The following is a 935-nucleotide window of genomic DNA, read 5'->3' as shown; positions in this document are numbered from 1 at the left end:
TACCTTCTAATTACTTTGTCATTTTTGTACATAATTGTTTAAGATTATGTAGCCTTTATTCAGGACGGGTCAAAATTACAGCCAACGTTGTTGTATATGGTTTGTTGCGTGTTTAAGCACCTAATTTAGCAAATAAAAACCGAATAGAAAATCCGCGAGGATTTTCGTAAGTAGGCTAGAACTAGCAATAAATTATATACGTTGTTGGCAATAGTTTTTTAATCTACTTTTTTATTTTTAAACGCACTTTTAAATAGTAATATTCCGATAATAAACACAATTATTATAGGTATGTAAAATGCAAATCCTTCGCCAGGTTCAAGTCCGTTTTTGAATGCATTTATTGTTAGTGCAAAACAAAAAATTCCGATTATAATTTTTAATATTTTCATTTTATTTTTTTATTAGATTCAGTTATTGTAATTCAAGGTCAGACATTAAAATAAACTGATTACACCAACTATAATTAAAATCCAACTAATTAAAGTCAGAATTCCTCTTGAGTTTGAGTTAGTCATAAATTGCGAACCATTCTCGAAAAAATTTTCAGAATCACGCCTTGAATTTGCCAATCCATATTGAATTATGACTCCAATTATTATTAAAATAAATCCCATATATTATTTTTTTTTACTAATTAAACCACCAACAAAAAATCCAATCGCTCCGAAAATAATCCAACCGTTAGAAGCGCCTCCACTACCTGCAATTCCTAAACTTGAACCAATAATAATTCCAATAATTCCTCCAACTATACAGCCAATATTGAATCCAATTTTAACAGCATACCAAATTAAACCTATGATTATTATTAATATTAAAAAGTTCATTTTATACGTTTTTTTTTTAATTATTGCCAACGTGTTTGTGTATGGTTTCGTTACGGAATGACACGCAGTGTTATTCCGACGTAAACCGAAAGATAGCAAAAGTGC

General features: G+C 29.2%; 1 protein-coding gene. It reads right to left on the bottom strand.

Annotated elements, in window-relative coordinates; translation table 11 throughout:
- Window positions 1–620 precede the first annotated feature (620 nt).
- Window positions 621–935 (bottom strand): hypothetical protein (locus HM983_RS15760; RefSeq protein WP_218841882.1); only part of this gene is annotated, 315 nt, incomplete at its 5' end.

The organism is Winogradskyella ursingii, assembly GCF_013403975.1.
Classification (GTDB): Bacteria; Bacteroidota; Bacteroidia; order Flavobacteriales; family Flavobacteriaceae; genus Winogradskyella; species Winogradskyella ursingii.
The sequence above is the reverse complement of the archived record's forward strand: the minus strand, read 5'-3'. Positions and strand labels throughout refer to the sequence as shown.